Annotated in this window: 11 protein-coding genes; 5 read left to right on the forward strand and 6 right to left on the reverse strand. The window is 69.9% G+C overall.

All coding sequences use genetic code 11. From position 1 onward, the window contains the following. Positions 1 to 11 precede the first annotated feature (11 nt). Positions 12 to 812: a VOC family protein gene (locus ACFFN1_RS05135; protein WP_376839235.1), complete on the forward strand. Its 801-nt coding sequence runs from the start codon at positions 12 to 14 to the stop codon at positions 810 to 812. Positions 813 to 868: 56 nt separating this feature from the next. Here ACFFN1_RS05135 and ACFFN1_RS05140 read toward each other — a convergent pair whose 3' ends face one another. Further along, positions 869 to 3,196 carry a thioredoxin domain-containing protein gene (locus tag ACFFN1_RS05140; protein ID WP_376839237.1) on the reverse strand — a complete coding sequence of 776 codons (2,328 nt, stop codon included), beginning with the start codon at positions 3,194 to 3,196 and terminating at the stop codon, positions 869 to 871. 84 nt (positions 3,197 to 3,280) lie between these two features. Further along, positions 3,281 to 4,663: a C45 family autoproteolytic acyltransferase/hydrolase gene (locus ACFFN1_RS05145; RefSeq protein ID WP_376839239.1), complete on the reverse strand. Its 1,383-nt coding sequence runs from the start codon at positions 4,661 to 4,663 to the stop codon at positions 3,281 to 3,283. 501 nt (positions 4,664 to 5,164) lie between these two features. Between ACFFN1_RS05145 and ACFFN1_RS05150 the strand changes: the two genes are divergently transcribed. From ACFFN1_RS05150 to ACFFN1_RS05160, 3 genes are read left to right on the forward strand one after another with little or no spacing between them, the layout of a single operon-like run. Next, entirely contained in the window at positions 5,165 to 6,103 is a 939-nt protein-coding gene (locus tag ACFFN1_RS05150) for an ABC transporter substrate-binding protein (protein WP_376839240.1), read from the forward strand. Beyond that, complete coding sequence (locus ACFFN1_RS05155; protein ID WP_376839242.1) at positions 6,100 to 6,675, forward strand: CDP-alcohol phosphatidyltransferase family protein; 576 nt, start codon at positions 6,100 to 6,102, stop codon at positions 6,673 to 6,675. The genes ACFFN1_RS05150 and ACFFN1_RS05155 overlap by 4 nt, the downstream gene beginning before the upstream one ends. Next, positions 6,672 to 6,812, forward strand: a complete 141-nt coding sequence (locus ACFFN1_RS05160; protein WP_376839244.1) for a hypothetical protein — start codon at positions 6,672 to 6,674, stop codon at positions 6,810 to 6,812. The genes ACFFN1_RS05155 and ACFFN1_RS05160 overlap by 4 nt, the downstream gene beginning before the upstream one ends. A gap of 32 nt (positions 6,813 to 6,844) precedes the next feature. Here the strand turns inward: ACFFN1_RS05160 and ACFFN1_RS05165 are convergent, their stop codons facing one another. From ACFFN1_RS05165 to ACFFN1_RS05180, 4 genes are all read right to left on the reverse strand, one after another. Then, positions 6,845 to 9,712 carry an immunoglobulin-like domain-containing protein gene (locus ACFFN1_RS05165; RefSeq protein ID WP_376839246.1) on the reverse strand — a complete coding sequence of 956 codons (2,868 nt, stop codon included), beginning with the start codon at positions 9,710 to 9,712 and terminating at the stop codon, positions 6,845 to 6,847. A 139-nt stretch (positions 9,713 to 9,851) separates the two neighbouring features. Beyond that, positions 9,852 to 10,640: an ABC transporter permease gene (locus ACFFN1_RS05170; RefSeq protein WP_376839248.1), complete on the reverse strand. Its 789-nt coding sequence runs from the start codon at positions 10,638 to 10,640 to the stop codon at positions 9,852 to 9,854. Positions 10,641 to 10,645: 5 nt separating this feature from the next. Further along, positions 10,646 to 12,355 carry a serine hydrolase domain-containing protein gene (locus ACFFN1_RS05175; RefSeq protein WP_376839250.1) on the reverse strand — a complete coding sequence of 570 codons (1,710 nt, stop codon included), beginning with the start codon at positions 12,353 to 12,355 and terminating at the stop codon, positions 10,646 to 10,648. Beyond that, on the reverse strand, positions 12,352 to 13,824 hold the full coding sequence (locus ACFFN1_RS05180) for an APC family permease (RefSeq protein WP_376839251.1): 1,473 nt from the start codon (positions 13,822 to 13,824) through the stop codon (positions 12,352 to 12,354). The genes ACFFN1_RS05175 and ACFFN1_RS05180 overlap by 4 nt, the downstream gene beginning before the upstream one ends. Positions 13,825 to 14,141: 317 nt before the next feature. Between ACFFN1_RS05180 and ACFFN1_RS05185 the strand changes: the two genes are divergently transcribed. After that, positions 14,142 to 15,353: an aminotransferase-like domain-containing protein gene (locus tag ACFFN1_RS05185; RefSeq protein ID WP_376839253.1), complete on the forward strand. Its 1,212-nt coding sequence runs from the start codon at positions 14,142 to 14,144 to the stop codon at positions 15,351 to 15,353. Positions 15,354 to 15,356 lie beyond the last annotated feature (3 nt).

The following is a 15,356-nucleotide window of genomic DNA, read 5'->3' on the forward strand; positions in this document are numbered from 1 at the left end:
AAGGACGGTCCATGACTGGTGATTTCCGCTCCGGAGCACCGTGCTGGCTCGACCTCGGCTCACCCGATCCCGACCGCTCGCAGGACTTCTACCACCGTCTCTTCGGCTGGGAGTTCGCACCGCCGGCCGGGCCCGACGAGTTCTCCATCATCACCTCTGCCGGCCACACTGTCGGCGGTTTCGTCGACACCCGCGGGATGACCGATCCTGCCGGGCAGCAGTGGCCGAGCAGCTTCGGGGTGTACCTGCGCTCCGATGACCTCACTCGCACCGCCGAGCGCGCCCGGGCGGCCGGCGCGCAGCCGCACGAGGCCCCGAGCCCCGGCGAGACCGGTGCTCTCATCTTCGTCGACGATCCCGGCGGCGCGACGGTCAACGTGTGGCAGCCGGGCACCATCACCGGTTTCGACCTGCCGCATGCGCCTGGCACCCCGGCCTGGTTCGAGTGCCGCAGCACCGCCTTCGACGCCACCGCGGAGTTCTACCGCAATGTCTTCGACTGGGCGCTCGTCGATCGCACCGGCGCCGTCCACGGCGGCGCCCGCTATGTCACCAACGGCTCTCCGACCGGCACCTTGGACGGCGGCACGCCCTGCCCGGTGGTGTGCGGGCTCGCCGATGCCGCGACGATGCCGGACCCGGAGCAGTCCTCCCGCTGGCTCATCTACTTCCACACCCCGGAGGTCGCCGTCGGCTGCGAGGCAGCCGAGCGCCTCGGCGCCGCGATCGGGGCGACCGGGAGCACCCCGTTCGGGGCGTTCGCCCATGTCACTGACCCGTGTGGGGCGGAGTTCGTACTCAACGGGCAGTGACCGGCGCCCTCGGCTTCGGTACCGTTCCCGAGGCGGCGGTGACCTCCCCGCTCAGCTCAGCTGCGCGGCGGGGAGAGCCGGTCGAGCTGCCGGCCGAGTGCTTGCTCGTCGGACAGCGGCGGCAGGCAGATGGCGTCCCGGCAGACTGTGGCCCCTGATTTGGGCACGGATCCGCCGGGACCTTCTGCGGCGATCTCGACGACGGCGACGAGCGGATACCGGGCAGCGCGTTCGGCGAGCGTGCGGCTGGCGGTCGTGACGTGCACCATCCGGGATTCGAGGAGTTCGGACAGGTACAGCGCCCAGCCGCAGCCGCGCGGGGCCTCCTGGATGAGCGGGCGGTAGACGCTCAGCAGCCCGTAGACGATGTCGCTGGCCTCAGCGCCGAGCTCTGCGGCGCCGCGCGGCCGCGGTTTTCCACCGGTCTCGGCACGGTCGCCGCGCGTGCCTCCCCCAGGCCGGCTTCCGTCGCCGGAGCGGTCGCCGTCACTGCAACGGTCGTCGTAGTCGTCCCCATCACTCTCGCGATCATTGGCGTCACCGGCCTCTCCGGCACCGGGTTCCCGCCAGCCGGTGGCCGGGACGATGAGTTCGGCCAGCAGCAGGAACAGCTCCGCTGCTGCGGTGCGGCCTGCCGGGGTGGCGTTGTCGACCGGGTCCGAGGTGCTGATGCCGATGACCGGATCGGTGCCATCCGTGCAGCGCATCGGCTCGCTGATCGTATCGACGAAGTGGGCACGGATATGCCCGGCGGCAGCGACGGCGATGCCGAGGTTGTCGCCGACTGCGTGGCGGCGGCCGGCGTCGAGGAGCTCGAGTGCGATCGCGGCCCGGCCCACGCCAGCCCAGTCGCCCAGCCCGCCGGCATTGTCCCCCGGCTTGCCGGCTGCAGAGCTGCGCGGCAGCCGACCGGCCGGCAGGTCGGCGGTGGCCAGCAGGGCGGTGAACACCTCGCGCGCGGTGTCAGCGTAATCGGGCTCTGCGAACACGAGCGAGGCCTCGGCCAGGGCGGTGACGGCGAGTGCGTTCCACTCGGTGACCGTCTTGTCATCGACATGCGGGAAGGCCCGCTCGGCGCGCATATCGAGCAGCAGCTGCCGGTCGGCTTCAACCTGCTCGCCCTCCCACGGCGGGGTCTGGGCATCCTGCGCGGAGTCCAGCCAGTCGAGGATCGCCGGGGCGGTGACGACGCTGCGGCTCTCAACATTGCCGGCGGCGGTGAAGAGGCTTCCGGTGGGAAAGGCGTCTTGCATGTCGGCAGCGGCGACGGTGTAGTACGCGCCTTCGACTGACCGGCCGTGGTCGTCGAGCGAATCGGCGTCGATGGCCGCCGCGAAGGTGCCCTCGGGCGTGAGTGTGGTGCGCAGATAGGCGATGGTCTCGCGGGCTTCGCGGGCGGCCAGCGTCGCGTACCGGGCGGCGAGCTGGGCACCGGTTCCTCCCCCGTCGGCCAGCCACTGCTCGAGTCGGAACCAGGCGGTGGTCGCACGGATGTAGAGGGCGTTGTCGTAGAGCATCTTCTCGAAGTGCGGCACATGCCACTGCCCGTCGACGCTGTACCGGGCGATGCCGCCTTCGACCTGGTCGCGCATGCCGCCGGCGGCGATGTGGGACATCGTGGTGCGCACCATGCGCAGCGCCCGCGCCCCGCTGCCGGCCTCGGCTCCACCGCCGGAATCGCCACCGCCGCCAGCGCCCCCGACCCGAGCGACATGCGCGATCAGCTGCATCATCGTCATGAGCGGCGGGAACTTCGGCGCCTGCCCGAACCCGCCGGTGCACGAGTCGAAGCCGCCCTCGAGCATCTCGACAGCTGCGGTGAGCTCCTCGGTTCCCGGCACCTCGGCGGCGGCACCGGCGGGCAGACTCGCGGCGACCTTCTCATGCACAGCTGCCAACGCATCGGTCAGATGCGAGGCGATCCCGTCGACGCGCTCGCGTTCGGTCCGCCAGGTCTCGGACACCGCCGAGAGCACCTGCCGGAAAGCGGGCTGCCCCGGCCGCGGGCGCGGCGGAAAGTACGTACCGGTGAAGAACGGCCGGCCGTCGTGGTCGACCATGACAGTCATCGGCCAGCCACCGGCGCCGCGCATCGCCTGCAGCGCGTCCATGTAGTAGGCGTCGACGGTCGGCAGCTCCTCGCGGTCGACCTTGATGCTGACGTAGTCGGCGTTGAGCTGGGCGGCGGTCTCCGCGTCGGCGAAGGACTCGGCGGCCATGACGTGGCACCAATGGCAGGTGGAGTAGCCGATCGACACGAGCACCGGGACGTCGCGCCTCCGCGCCTCGGCGAAGGCCTCCGCGCACCACGGCCACCAGTCGACGGGGTTATCGGCGTGCTGGCGCAGGTACGGGCTGCGGGAATCGCGGAGTCTGTTGGCCACGACCGGCCTCCTTCCCTCGTGCGGCTGCGCCCCGGCCGCGCGCCGAGGCCGCCGCGCTGTGGGTGTTCAGTGTCTCACGCAGTTTCACGCGGGGATGTCGCGCACCTGGAACTCGGTCACCGCCGGGCCCGAGGTGCCGGTGCCGCTCGCTACCGCCGCGGGGTCTCCGGTACTGGTCGCTGCCGCCGGGCCCGAGGTGCCGGTGCCGTCTGTGCCGAAGAGGTCGGCGGGGCTGCCCGGAGACATCCGGATGGTGCCGGCGTTCGGGTCGATGGCAACGCTCACGAGTGTGGCCGCATGCTCGCCGAAGCCCAGGCTCAGATCGGGGCTCTTGCACACCGGGGCGTCATCCCCGCCGGTGCACATGAGCCGCTGGAGCTGCTCGGTGCTCGGGTGCACGGCGTCCTCGGCTCCGGCGGCAGCGACATGGTGGTGCAGCCGCGTGCTCAGCAGGCCGATGCGCTCCACCGAGTTGGTCTCACCGGACAGCGGCAGCGCGCCCTCCTGCTGGTCCACGGCGATGAAGTGGTTGGTGTGGATGAGGTAGCCGCCGGACCCCTCACTGGATCCGCGCGGGAAGCGAACGGGGCTCTGGACCGGGCCGCCAGGGGTCACCGGCGCGCCGTCGAGGGCCACCACCTCGGTGTCGGAGCGCAGGAAGCTCGTACGGTGCGGGCTGATCTCCGCCATCACGGCTTCGTCCGGGCCGACGACGGTGATGATCGACGACGAGGTCGTGTGGGCGGAGTCGATGATCGCACACGCCTCCGCGACACTGCGGGCGCGGTTGAGCACGCCGGCGAGGATCGCATGGACCGGCACCCCACCGGCGGCGTCGTCGCGGTTCTTGAGGATGTTGAGCATGACGCCCACGCCGGCGGAGTTGAGCCCGATCTTGCCGAGCATGCCGTATTCGGCGAAGCCGGCATAGGCCAGGCTCGGAGCGTCGTCAGGCGCATCGCTGCTGGTGTGCGCACCGACCTGCTGGTAGTGCCAGAGATCGGCGAACTCCGCATGCCAGTCCCAGGTCTGCACGCCGACCGTCTGCCCCGGCGCCGAATACACGACCGTCGAGCACTCCGCGCTCGGGTCCGCGGCCAGGGTGAGGATCTCGGTTCGGGCGACGACGAGCCCCACATGCCACAGCTCAAGCGGCTGACCGTCGAAGGCGGCGCCTGTCTCGGCTGCGGCCTCCGCCACCCCGCGCAGCTCCTCGACCTGCGCCGGATCCCACGCCTGCAGTGCGGTCAGCGAGGCCTCAGAGGCGTAGCGCTGGGCCTGCAGCGGGATCTGACAGGCGGTGAACAGCGCCGAATAGCCAGCAACCGCACGTGCGATGTCTGCGCTGGCTGCCTGCCCGCGTGCCTGCCCCCGCTCCCGAGGTGTGCCTCCGCTGATCGTCAGCGTGCGGGGCGTGGCTTCGGCGGGTGGGGCCAGGGGCTGGGTGAACATCTGCGCAGGATCCATGGCTTCATGCTTCCAGCGAGTGTTCGGCCTGGTCAAGGGGGCGTCTCAGCGCCCGGGCTGGCGGGGCTGAGGCGGCCGGTAGGGCTTAGGTGGCTGGACGGCGCGGCTGATGTGGATTGCGCGCAGCCCTGGGAGGTACGGCCCTCGTGGCTGAGGCTCCGGCGGCTGTCGAGCGGCATTCTGGCCGGCTTGGTGAAAAGAGTGTTCAAACTTCGATGGTGAAAAGGCCGATTCTCCATCGAAGTTTGAACACTCTTTTGTGGCGGGCCGCTTTCCGGCGCCGGAACCGGCGATCCCGACAGCCCTTCACCGCTGCTGCTCACGTCCCGGCAGCCCCGCCGCAGAATGAGCGCCCCGCTGCAGCTCACGTCCCGGCAGCACCGCAGCGCCCCACAGCCCCGCACCACCCCACCTCAGCCAGGTTCTGCTCATCTGCCGTCGATACACTCAGAAACGGAGAATCACCCACCATCCCGCGTACGAAAGGCAGGTGTCCAGGCCATGGCCCCACTGCCTCGGCGGCGGTTCCTCACCGCAGCCGGACTCACTGCCGCGGCAGCCGGCAGCACCCTGCTGTCCGGGTGTGTGCTCACCGAGCCGCTCGTCCAGCCGCCGCAGGAGTCGCGGCCGGAGCCGGGCACACGCGTGCGGGTGGGGTCGCAGTCGTACTATTCGAGCGTCGTCGTCGCGGAGATCTACGCACAGGCCCTGGAGCATGCCGGCGCCGAGGTGGACCGGCAGTTCATGCTCGGGCAGCGGGAGGACTATCTGCCGACCTTCATGGCCGGCGGGCTCGAGGTGTTCCCCGAGTACGGCGGGCATCTGCTGCAGTACTTCCGGCCCGACCTCCGCGAGGTGGACTCCGCCCAGATTCAGCTGGCGCTGCAGTCGGCGCTGCCGACGAACCTGCGCGTGCTCACCCCCGCCGAGGCGGCCGATCACGAGCGCTTCGTCGTCCTGCGCGAGTTCGGTCACGAGCGGCGGCTCGTTGACATCGGCGAGCTGCGCGATCTCGACGAGCCGCTGAAGATCGCCGCCGGAGCGCATGTGCGCCGCCGCCCGTACGGCCCGCGCGGGCTGGAGGAGACCTACGGGGTCAAGGCGGAGTACATCGACACGATTCCCGGGGACACGATCGCCGCCCGCGACATGCTCACCAGTGGTGAGGTGCAGGTCGCCTTCATCTCCGCTGCGGACCCGGCCCTGGAGAGCGACACCTTCCTGCCGCTGGCTGATCCCCGCATGCTCGTCCTCGCGCAGCTCATCACCCCGCTCGTCGTGCCCAGCCTGCATCCGCACTTCACCGAAGCGCTCGCGCGGGTGAACCTGCGCCTCGACACCACCGAGCTGCAGCACCTCAACGGGCTCAGCCACTACGGTATGAATGAGACCGGGCCGATCGCCCGCGACTGGCTGCAGGACAAGGAGCTGCTGTCATGACGCTCTCACGCCACGGCGTCTTCACCCTGCCGAACTTCATCAGCGTCGCCCGCCTGGTGCTGCTGGTGCCCCTCGTCATCTGGCTCATGCGCGACCCCGACGGCCGCATCCTCGCCACCGTCGCGCTGGCCGTCTTCGGCGCCACCGACTGGATCGACGGGTTCATCGCCCGCCGCTGGGACATGACCTCCCGGGTCGGCGCGATCCTCGACCCCGTCGCCGACCGCCTGGGTATTGCCCTCATCTGTCTGGCGATGACGGTCTTCGGGATCCTGCCGCTGTGGATGCTGCTCGTCATCGTGCTCACGGACGTCGGCCTCGGCATCGTCGGCGCCACCCGCCTCCACGCGACCGCGTCCTCGCGCGTGACCTGGCTGGGCAAGATCCGCACCGCGCTCATCATGACCGGCCTGCCGCTGCTGCTCGCCGGTACCGCCCGCGTGCTGGCCGACACCCCGGTCGGCGCGATCGCGCTCGCGCTGCTGAGCGTCGGCGTCGTGCTGCACCTGGCCGCCGGCATCCACTACGCACTCATGCTCATCCGCCTCGGCCGGCAGCGCCCCGCCGCGTGAGTCCCGGTCCCGAGGCGGTGGTCACCGGTCCCGAGGCGGTGGTCACCGGTCCCGAGGTGGTGGCCGGCTGGGTTGCCCAGGCACCAGAACGCGGCCGCACCGGTGGATGCGGCCGCGTCTCTGTCGGCCGTGGCTGAGCTGGTGGCTCAGGCTGGTGGCTGGCGGGTCATCAGCTCAGGTTCGTCCTGCGGCGGGCGAGGGCGAAGACGCCGGCACCGAGTGCGACGAGGCCGCCGCCAGCGGCGAGCGCCCAGCCGATGTCGCTGCCGGTGCGCGGCAGCTCACGGCCGTCGGAGTCGCGGTCACGGTCATCGCGCTTGCCGTCGCCGTCGCGGTCACCGCCGCCCTGGCCGTCATCGTCCTTGCCGTTGTCATCCCGGCCGTCGTCGTCGGATCCGTCGTCTTCGCCGTCATCTGCTGCGACGACGGTGAACCGGCCGGTCAGATCGTCTCCGCCTTCACACCGGACGGTGACGTCGTAGCTGCCGAGGTAGGCCTCCGGGGTCTCGGCGTTCTCACCGAAGACAGCGAACGCGGCCGCGCCGGTCTCATCGGCGGTCGCCGTGTCGGTGAACGCCGTGACGCCTGAGCCCTCCGGTTCGACGGTGACGGTTGCGGTGCTGCCGGGCGTGCAGCCGCGGGCGACGATCTCGACGGCACCGTCCTTGACGAAGTCGGCGGCGGTGATCGTCTCCGGGGTGACGGTCAGTTCGCGCACGCTGTCAGTCGGGTCGTCGGTCGGGTCGGTGGGATCCTCGCTCGGCTCGCTCGGGTCATCCGAGGGATCCGTCGGCTCATCCGTCGGCTCACCGGTGGGATCGTCCGTCGGCTTCTCAGTTGGGTCTTCGGTCGGCTTCTCGGTCGGGTCGTCACCGGCGGCCACGGTGATCGTGCGGGTGGCCTTGGCCTCATTGCCCGAGGAGTCGGTGACCGTGTAGGTCAGCTTGTAGTCTCCCGGGGTCGAGGTGTCGACCTCACCGGTGACGGTGATGTCGCTGACGGTCACGTCGCTGCAGGCATCCGAGACCTCGACGCCGGCCATCGGATCGAAGTCGGCGCCGAGGCGCACGGTCGTGTCACCAGGGTGGGTGATCGTCGGGGCTGCCTTGTCCTTGACGAGCTCGACCTTGTCGACCTGGTCGCCGGTGTGGGTCATCGTCGTCGAGGTGATCGAGCATTCCTTGACGTCGACGTTGGTGAACTGCGGGGTGTAGTTCTGGCTGTTCGTGTGCTTCCACGGCACCAGTCCGTCCGGCACGAGCTCGTAGTACTTCGAGCCCGAGGAGGAGTTCGCGGTGATGTAGATGACCTGGCCGTCCTTGGGATGGACGATGTCGTGGCCGTCGTCCGGGTTGGTGTCCGGGGTCGCCGCGTAGTCAGCTGCGCCTGCGCCGTCGCCTTCAGGCAGCACCGGGGTGGTGCCGTCCATGAGGTGGGTGCGTGTGTAGCTGTGGTCGTGTCCGGCGAGCACCAGGTCGATGGGCAGATCCTTGACGATCGGGGCGATGCCCTCGCGCAGACCCTTGGTCGTCAGCGACTGCGAGTGGGTGGCACCGGAGGAGAAGATCGAGCGATGGAAGGTCAGCACCGTCCAGTGGGTGTCGTGGGACTGCTCGGCGATGATCTGCTTAAGGTAGGCGCGGTAGTCGTCGTAGCGGCCGCGGTCCTCGGTGCTGATGTTGAGGTGCAGGACGCCGTTGTACTTGAACCAGTAGGTGCCCTTGCTCGGGTCACCGTCCCACATGTTCGGTTGATGGAAATGCTGGCCGTACAGTTCCTGGATCTTCGTGCGGTTGTAGTCGTGGTTGCCCAGGGTCTGTGCTGAGGCCTGGGTGCGCATCTGCTTCGGGTCCAGGTAGGCGCGGTATTCGCCGGCGTCACCGGCGTAGGTCTGCACCTGGTCGCCTGCGGAGTACATGAACTGGGCGTTCGGGTACATCTCGTTGGCGGCATCGAGGGTGGCCTGCCAGCCGGCGCGGTCCTTCTCGACGTTGCCCGAGGCGCCGATCTGGGCGTCACCCATGAACGTGAACTCGTGTTCAAGCGTGTTCTCGTAGACGCGGAACTGCTCGATGTCGGTCCAGCCGCCGGCCTCGGAACCGACCCGGTAGGAATAGGTGCCAGGCGTGAGCCCGGTCAGGGTCGCGTGGACGTACTCTTCGCCGGCGACTTCGCTCCTGCCGCGGGTGACCGGGGCGACGGTCTGCGCGTCGGCGGGCATCTCGGTGTGCTCACCGGCTGCGAACTGCACGGACTCATCGACACCGGAGGTGGTGAACCAGGAGATGTAGCGTTCGCTGGGGTCGGAGCCGATGCCCAGCAGCAGCGAGTGGTGCACCGGCTTCTCCTCCGGTGCGCTCAGGCTCAAGTCGGAGACGTCGAGGTAGATGTCGGAGCTGGTGGCCCGGCCCTGATGGAGCTGAACGGCGATGGTGTTCTCACCGGCGGTGAGCACATCGGCGTCGACGTCGATGCGGCCGGTCTTCGGCGCCGAGGAGTTCGAGCCGCCGTAGACGAGGTTGCGTCCCTCGCCGTCGGCCGGGTAGTCGATGCCCCCGTCGTCGAAGCCTGCGACCTTCTCACCGTTGACGAAGACCACAGCGGCGTCGTCGTAGAGCACCGAACCGGTCAGCTGCTTGTCTCCTTCGAGATCAGCGGCGTCGACGTCGATGGTGGTGCGGAAGAAGAACGCCTCGTGGTTCTCAACCGTGCCGTCCTTGTACTGGGTGAGCAGGTTGTCCGGGGTGTGCCCGCCGGAGAGCTGCTTCTTCTCACCGCGCAGGGCACCGAAGCTGCCGGCAGCGGTCTGCCAGGCGGTGTCGTCGAAGTCTGCGGCGGTCCAGTCGGTGCGGCCGGGCAGCCCGTCGGCGGGGTCGGTGCCGTCATCGAGGTAGCGCCATTCGGTGGTGCCGCTGGTGATGAGCTCGGTGTCGGGGGCGGCAGCGGACGGGACTGCGGTCGCGGCGACACCGGCGCCGGCCAGGGCCAGGGACAGCAGTCCGCCGCAGGCTGCGCGGAGGGATGTCAGTCGGATCATGTCTCTCATTTCGGCTCAAGAGGCGTGCATTCGCTGGTGGGTGCTCGAAAAGCACCGTCTCGAGCCTGATCGGCACGAACGAACTCTGAGTGAACGCCGGATGGAAACCGACAGAAACCTGAGAACCCCAGGTCAGCGGTCAGCTGCGGGTCGCCGGCTGGGCGTGGTTGCGGTTGGCCATCTGACGCACGGTGTCGGCCGGCAGCATAAGGGTGGGGGCGAGCGCGAAGGTGATGATGGCGGCAGCGACTGCGCCGGCGGCCATGATGCCGGCGAGGACGACGATCTGGAAGCGGCCGGCTTCCAGCGGGCTGACACCGCCGAAGATCGCACCGACGAACGCGCCGGGCAGGGTCACGATTCCGGTCGTCTTGGTCTGGTCGGTTGCGGGGATGAGCGCTTCGCGGAGTGCGTCCCGGGCGATGTCGAGGGTCGCCTGCCGCGGAGTCGCGCCGAGCGCCAGCAAACCTTCGATCTCGGGGAACCGGTCGTCTGTGTCCTGCGCGGTGCGGCGGCCGGCGAGGGTCACGGTCGTCATCGCGTTGCCGATGATGATCCCGCCGATCGCCAGCGCATAGCGGGCAGAGAGTTCGAGCGCACCGGTGAGGAACGCGGCTGTCAGGGTGATGCTGACTCCTGCAGCCATCGCTGCGGCGACGAGCCCAAAGCGCTGCAGCGTCCAGCCGATCCGCCTCGTCGCCGTGACAGCGGCGACGGTGAACATGACGGCGAGCGCGAGTGCGACCCAGCGCGGGTCGGTGATGACGCCGGCGAGGATGAAGCTGATGGCGGCCAGCTGCAGCGCACCGCGGAAGACGGCGACCGCCGCGGCCCACCGGTGGCGGACACCGGCCAGCGTCAGCACAGTGACGGCGACGGCGAGCAGCACGGCGACGGCGGTGATCGTCGGCCACAGCTGCTCGATCACCGTGCTCAGCCCTCCGGTTTCACTGCGGCGCCCGGCCCACCAGCGCGCCCATCCGGGAGCGCGGTGACGGAGAGCTTCTGGATCTCGCCGGCCGGGTTCAGCATCATCTCCACGCGCCGACCCCGCCGAGGCGCGGACTCATCTGCCGTCCACACCTCCCACCGGGCGGAAAGCGCGGTGAGCCATGCGACCTCGGCGGCCGCGCCGTCCGGGGCTGGGGTGCCGAGGTGTTCGCGGATGCGGGCCCAGGCCGCCAGTCGCTCGGCGCGCGGGATGTCGAGGTCCATGTTCGCCGAGAAGATCTCGGCGGCTTCGGCGTCGTCGCCGCTGGCGATCATCGCTTCGGCCTGCCGCTGGCGGGTGCGGGCGAGGTCGGAGGGCGCGAAGGCGGCGAGCGCGTCGACCGCGTAGGCGACTGGGCGCCCGCCGGCGGGCGCCGTTCCCGAGGCGGTGGTTGCCTCCGCGCCCGAGCTGGTGGCCGCGTCCGTTCCCGAGGTGGTGGTTGCCTCCGCGCCCGAGGTGCCGGCCGCGTCCGTTCCCGAGGTGCCGGCGGCTTTCTGCGCCGGGGTCGGGCTGATCGGCTCGGGTTGCGGCCACCGGCTCGCGCTTGGGTCCGCGGCACGCAGCTGCGCCAGGTCGGTGTTGAGCGCGCGGGTGGCGACCGCCTCGGCGGGGAAGTCGGTGAGGTTGGCGAGCACGATGACACCGGTGCCGGTGGCGGCATGCCAGCGCATGTGCAGGCCGAAGCCCGGATAGCCGCCGGAGTGCCCGACCGTGTGACCGTAGCGGGTGTCGAAGTAGCAGCGCAGTCCATAGCCGTAACCGAGCGACACCGCATGATCGGGGGCGTGCTGGATGCTGACGTGCCGCTGGGCCTGCTGCAGGTCGGCGAGGACCCGCCGCCAGGCGCGGGCATCGTCCTCGCTGTCGGCCAGCGCGTTGCCGGCCAGCGCGCGGCAGGCCTCGCCCGGCTCCGCCGAGGTGGCGGATTCGATGAGCGCTGACACCCACACGGCGACATCGTCGATGGTCGAGGCCAGACCGCCGATCGCAGAGAACGCACCGGGCAGGCTGAGCGGCTGGGCTTCAAGCTCACCCTCCGTCGTGCGCCGGTAGCCGGTGACGAGCCGGTCGGCGGGCAGCCGACGGACGTCGAAGCCGGTCGAGTCCAGGCCGAGCGGTGCGAGCAGGGTGCCGTGCACCACCTCGGCGAAGCCACGGCCGGTGACCGCCTCGACGAAGGCGCCGAGCATCGCATATCCGTAGTTGGCGTACTCGAAACCGCCGCCGGCCGGGAAGTTCCTCAGCGCTGGCGCCTTCATGAGCTGCCGCATCTGTGAGCTCGGCAGAGATTCGAGGCGGTCCGCCCACGGGTCGTCCTTGGGCAGGCCGGTCGACATCGTCAGCGCATCGCGGACGGTGAGCTCTGCAGCCCACTCCCCTGCGCTGAGCTCCGGCAGCCAGTCGGCCAGTCGGTCGTCCAGGCTGGGCCGGCGGCCGAGGGTCGGCACCAGCCCGCGGCACAGCCCGAGCACCGTGGCTGCGGTGAAGGACTTCGTCATCGAGGCGATGCGGTAGATCCGGTCGGTTCCCTGCCCGGCGGCCAGGCGGCCGCCGGAGAGGATGCCGTAGGACACCTCGGGAACGGCAGCTGCGGCGGCTTCGGCGACCACCACCTCGGCGGCGGCAGTGAGCGCGGCATCAGTGGAGGTCATGCGTCTCCTTTCGGTTCTCCGCCGGCCTGGCCGCGGCGCTGTTGGGCGGCGACCTCGTGGCGGTGCAGGTGGGCGTAGGAGTCGCCGAGGATCGCCTTGAGTCCGGTGGTGCGGTCGATCTGCTTGGCGCGGGCGACGAAGTAGAGGACTGCGCCGATGGCGAACCAGACGCCGAGGATGATGTACTCGGCCGGCCACACGAGCGAGGAGCTGGTGCCGGGCACGATCGCCCAGATGATGACGAGCAGTGCGCCGACGCCGCCGAGTGCTGGAAGGAATCCGAGGCGGGTGCGGTAGGGGCGTTCGAGTTCGGGGTAGCGGCGCGGGGTGAGGTATTTGGCGAGCACCACCATGAACCACACGATGCCGAGGTAGACGCCGCCGGTGTCGAGGAACCACACGACTGCGCCGGGGCCGAGCCAGCCGAGGCCGAGCGTGATGGCGGCGGTGGCGATGAGCGCCTTGTGCGGGGTGCCGCGGCGGGGGTGGATGTCGGCCAGCTGCGGGGGCAGCAGGTGTGCGCGCCCCATCGCGACCATGATGCGGGAGCTGGCGACGAAGAGGCCGAGGAAGCTCGTGAGCAGGCCGAGGAAGGCGATGAGGTAGGCTCCGGCGCCGAGCAGCGGGAAGCCGGCTTCGCGGAACGCCGAGACGGTGCCCAGATCCATCGCGGCGACGTCCTCCCAGGGCAGCACCCAGGCGGTGGCGGCGAGCACGAGGCAGTAGAAGCCGCCGGCGGCCAGCACCGTGAGCACGACGGCGCGGCCGACTTTGCGGGCGGAGATCTTGGCGTCCTCGGCAAGCACCGCGACGAGGCCGAAGCCGGCGAGGAAGGTCATGCCGGGGATGATGAAGCGCAGGGTGTCGGCGATCGGCACGGAGTCCGGGGCGTAAGCGGGGAAGAAGTTCTGCGGTGAGCCGGTGGAGAAGCCGACGACGGCCAGGGAGGCGCCGATGATGACGATCGCGGCGAACATCGCCAGCTGCACCTGGGCGCCGATCTCGATGCCGAACCAGTTGAGGGCGAAGAACAGCGCGGTGAGCGCGATGCCGATGAGCAGCACCGGCAGGTACACGGTCTCGCCGTTGATGGTGTAGAGCGGGATGGTGTTGAAGACGGGGAAGAAGTTGCCGAGCAGGAACCCGAAGGCGGTGACGTAGAAGGCGAGCGAGGAGACATAGGCGCCCAGCAGCATCCAGCCGGTGAAGAACGCCGCCCCGCGGCCCATCGAGGTGTAGGAGTAGACGACTTCGCCGCCGGCGCGTGGGAACGTCGTCGTCAGTTCCGAGTAGGCCAGCGCCACACAGGCGGCCAGCAGCACACCGGCCGCCAGGCCGAAGACGACACCGCCGGCGCCGTACTCGCTGAATAGTGTCGAGTTCGTGTAGATCCAGCTGGTGCCGACCACACCTGCTACGCCGAATGCGAGCAGCTGCAACATGCCGAGGGATTTCTTCAGCTCTGCCATCGAGTCCTCATCGCTTTTCGTTCTGATCCGCGTCCGCCGGTGTCGGGGATGCCTGCCGAACTATCGTGCCACACACCACAGACACCGCCCCCGCTGCTGTGTCAGCATCCGAGCTGGTGGGCGCGCGAGCCCCGCCGCGGGTCCCGCCGCGGGCGCCGTCCGGCGCCCGGCGAGCCCCGCACTCACCCCACCGACACCGCGACTTCCAGGCGCTCGGCCACAGTTTCGCCGCCTCGTTTTTGGCACCGGCCGACAGCCGCAGAAAATCCCGCCGAGAGGTCTCGTCTCAAGCCGGGTCCCGGCCCTACGATGGCCCCATGACACCACTGCGCCACACGCTCAACCACCACGTCATGGCGGTGGGTGAGTCCCCCATCCGTCGGCTGTTCGAGATCGCTGCCGACCCTTCCATCATCAGCTTCGCCGGCGGTCATCCGGCCCCTGAGCTCTTCGACGTCGCAGGGCTCTCGGCCGCCTACGCCCATGTCTTCGCCACCGCTGGCCCGCGGGCCATGCAGTACGGTTCGACAGACGGCGAACCGGAGATGCGCGAGGCCGCCGCCGTGCGCCTGCACGAGGCCAATGTGCCCACCGCCGCCCACGACATGATCATCACCTCCGGCTCGCAGCAGGGCCTGGGCCTCATCGCCCACGCCGTGTTCAACCCCGGTGATGTCGTCCTCGTCGAGAGCCCTACGTACATGTCCGCACTGCAGGCCTTCGCCGTGCAGGGCGTGGAGTTCAAGGCCCTCGACCGCGACGAGGCCGGGATCGTGCCCGAGGCGCTGGCCGCTGCGATCGAGCTGTGGAACCCCAAGGCCGTCTACCTCATCCCGACCTTCCAGAACCCCACCGGCATCTCGATGCCGGCCTCGCGCCGCCAGCAGATCGCCGATGTGCTGGCCGGCTCCGATGTGTGGCTCATCGAGGACGACCCGTACTCCGAGCTGCGCTTCACCGACGACATCCAGACCCCGATCAGCGCCGATCCGCGCCTGGATGACCGCTCGCTGCTGCTCGGCAGCCTCTCGAAGGTCCTCTCCCCCGGCGTGCGCATCGGCTGGATCCGCTGCCCGGACGCCGAGCTGCGCGAACGCATCGGCGTGACGAAGCAGGCCACCGCCCTGCAGACCTCGACGATCGACCAGCTTGCCGCCGCGCACTACCTCAACACGCACGACATGGAGGCCACCCTCACTCCGGTGCGTGCGGAGTACAAGTCGCGGATGCTCACCCTCGTCGAGGAGCTCTCAGCCGTGTTGCCGGAGGGTTCGGTGATGAATCAGCCGGCCGGCGGTATGTTCGTGTGGGCGCGTCTGCCGGAGGGCTACGACACGCAGGAGCTCGTCTTCGAGGCCGCGCAGGCCGGCGTCCTCTACGTGCCCGGCCCGCCGTTCTACGTCGCCGACCCGGATCCGCGCACCCTGCGCTTCTCGTTCGTCTCCAATGATGTCGAGACGACGCGCGAGGGCGTGCGCCGCCTCGCCGCCGTGCTGCAGAACGCCCGCCCGCTGGCCGAGTCGGCTTAGCCT

Source organism: Brevibacterium otitidis, from assembly GCF_042429315.1.
GTDB lineage: Bacteria > Actinomycetota > Actinomycetes > Actinomycetales > Brevibacteriaceae > Brevibacterium > Brevibacterium otitidis.

Bases quoted from the DNA above. Each gene is read 5' to 3' on its own strand.
- ACFFN1_RS05135 (WP_376839235.1), top strand. From the start codon at position 12: ATGACTGGTGATTTCCGCTCCGGAGCACCGTGCTGGCTCGACCTCGGC.
- ACFFN1_RS05145 (WP_376839239.1), bottom strand. From the start codon at position 4,663: ATGGATCCTGCGCAGATGTTCACCCAGCCCCTGGCCCCACCCGCCGAA.
- ACFFN1_RS05150 (WP_376839240.1), top strand. From the start codon at position 5,165: ATGGCCCCACTGCCTCGGCGGCGGTTCCTCACCGCAGCCGGACTCACT.
- ACFFN1_RS05155 (WP_376839242.1), top strand. From the start codon at position 6,100: ATGACGCTCTCACGCCACGGCGTCTTCACCCTGCCGAACTTCATCAGC.
- ACFFN1_RS05165 (WP_376839246.1), bottom strand. From the start codon at position 9,712: ATGATCCGACTGACATCCCTCCGCGCAGCCTGCGGCGGACTGCTGTCC.
- ACFFN1_RS05175 (WP_376839250.1), bottom strand. From the start codon at position 12,355: ATGACCTCCACTGATGCCGCGCTCACTGCCGCCGCCGAGGTGGTGGTC.
- ACFFN1_RS05180 (WP_376839251.1), bottom strand. From the start codon at position 13,824: ATGGCAGAGCTGAAGAAATCCCTCGGCATGTTGCAGCTGCTCGCATTC.
- ACFFN1_RS05185 (WP_376839253.1), top strand. From the start codon at position 14,142: ATGACACCACTGCGCCACACGCTCAACCACCACGTCATGGCGGTGGGT.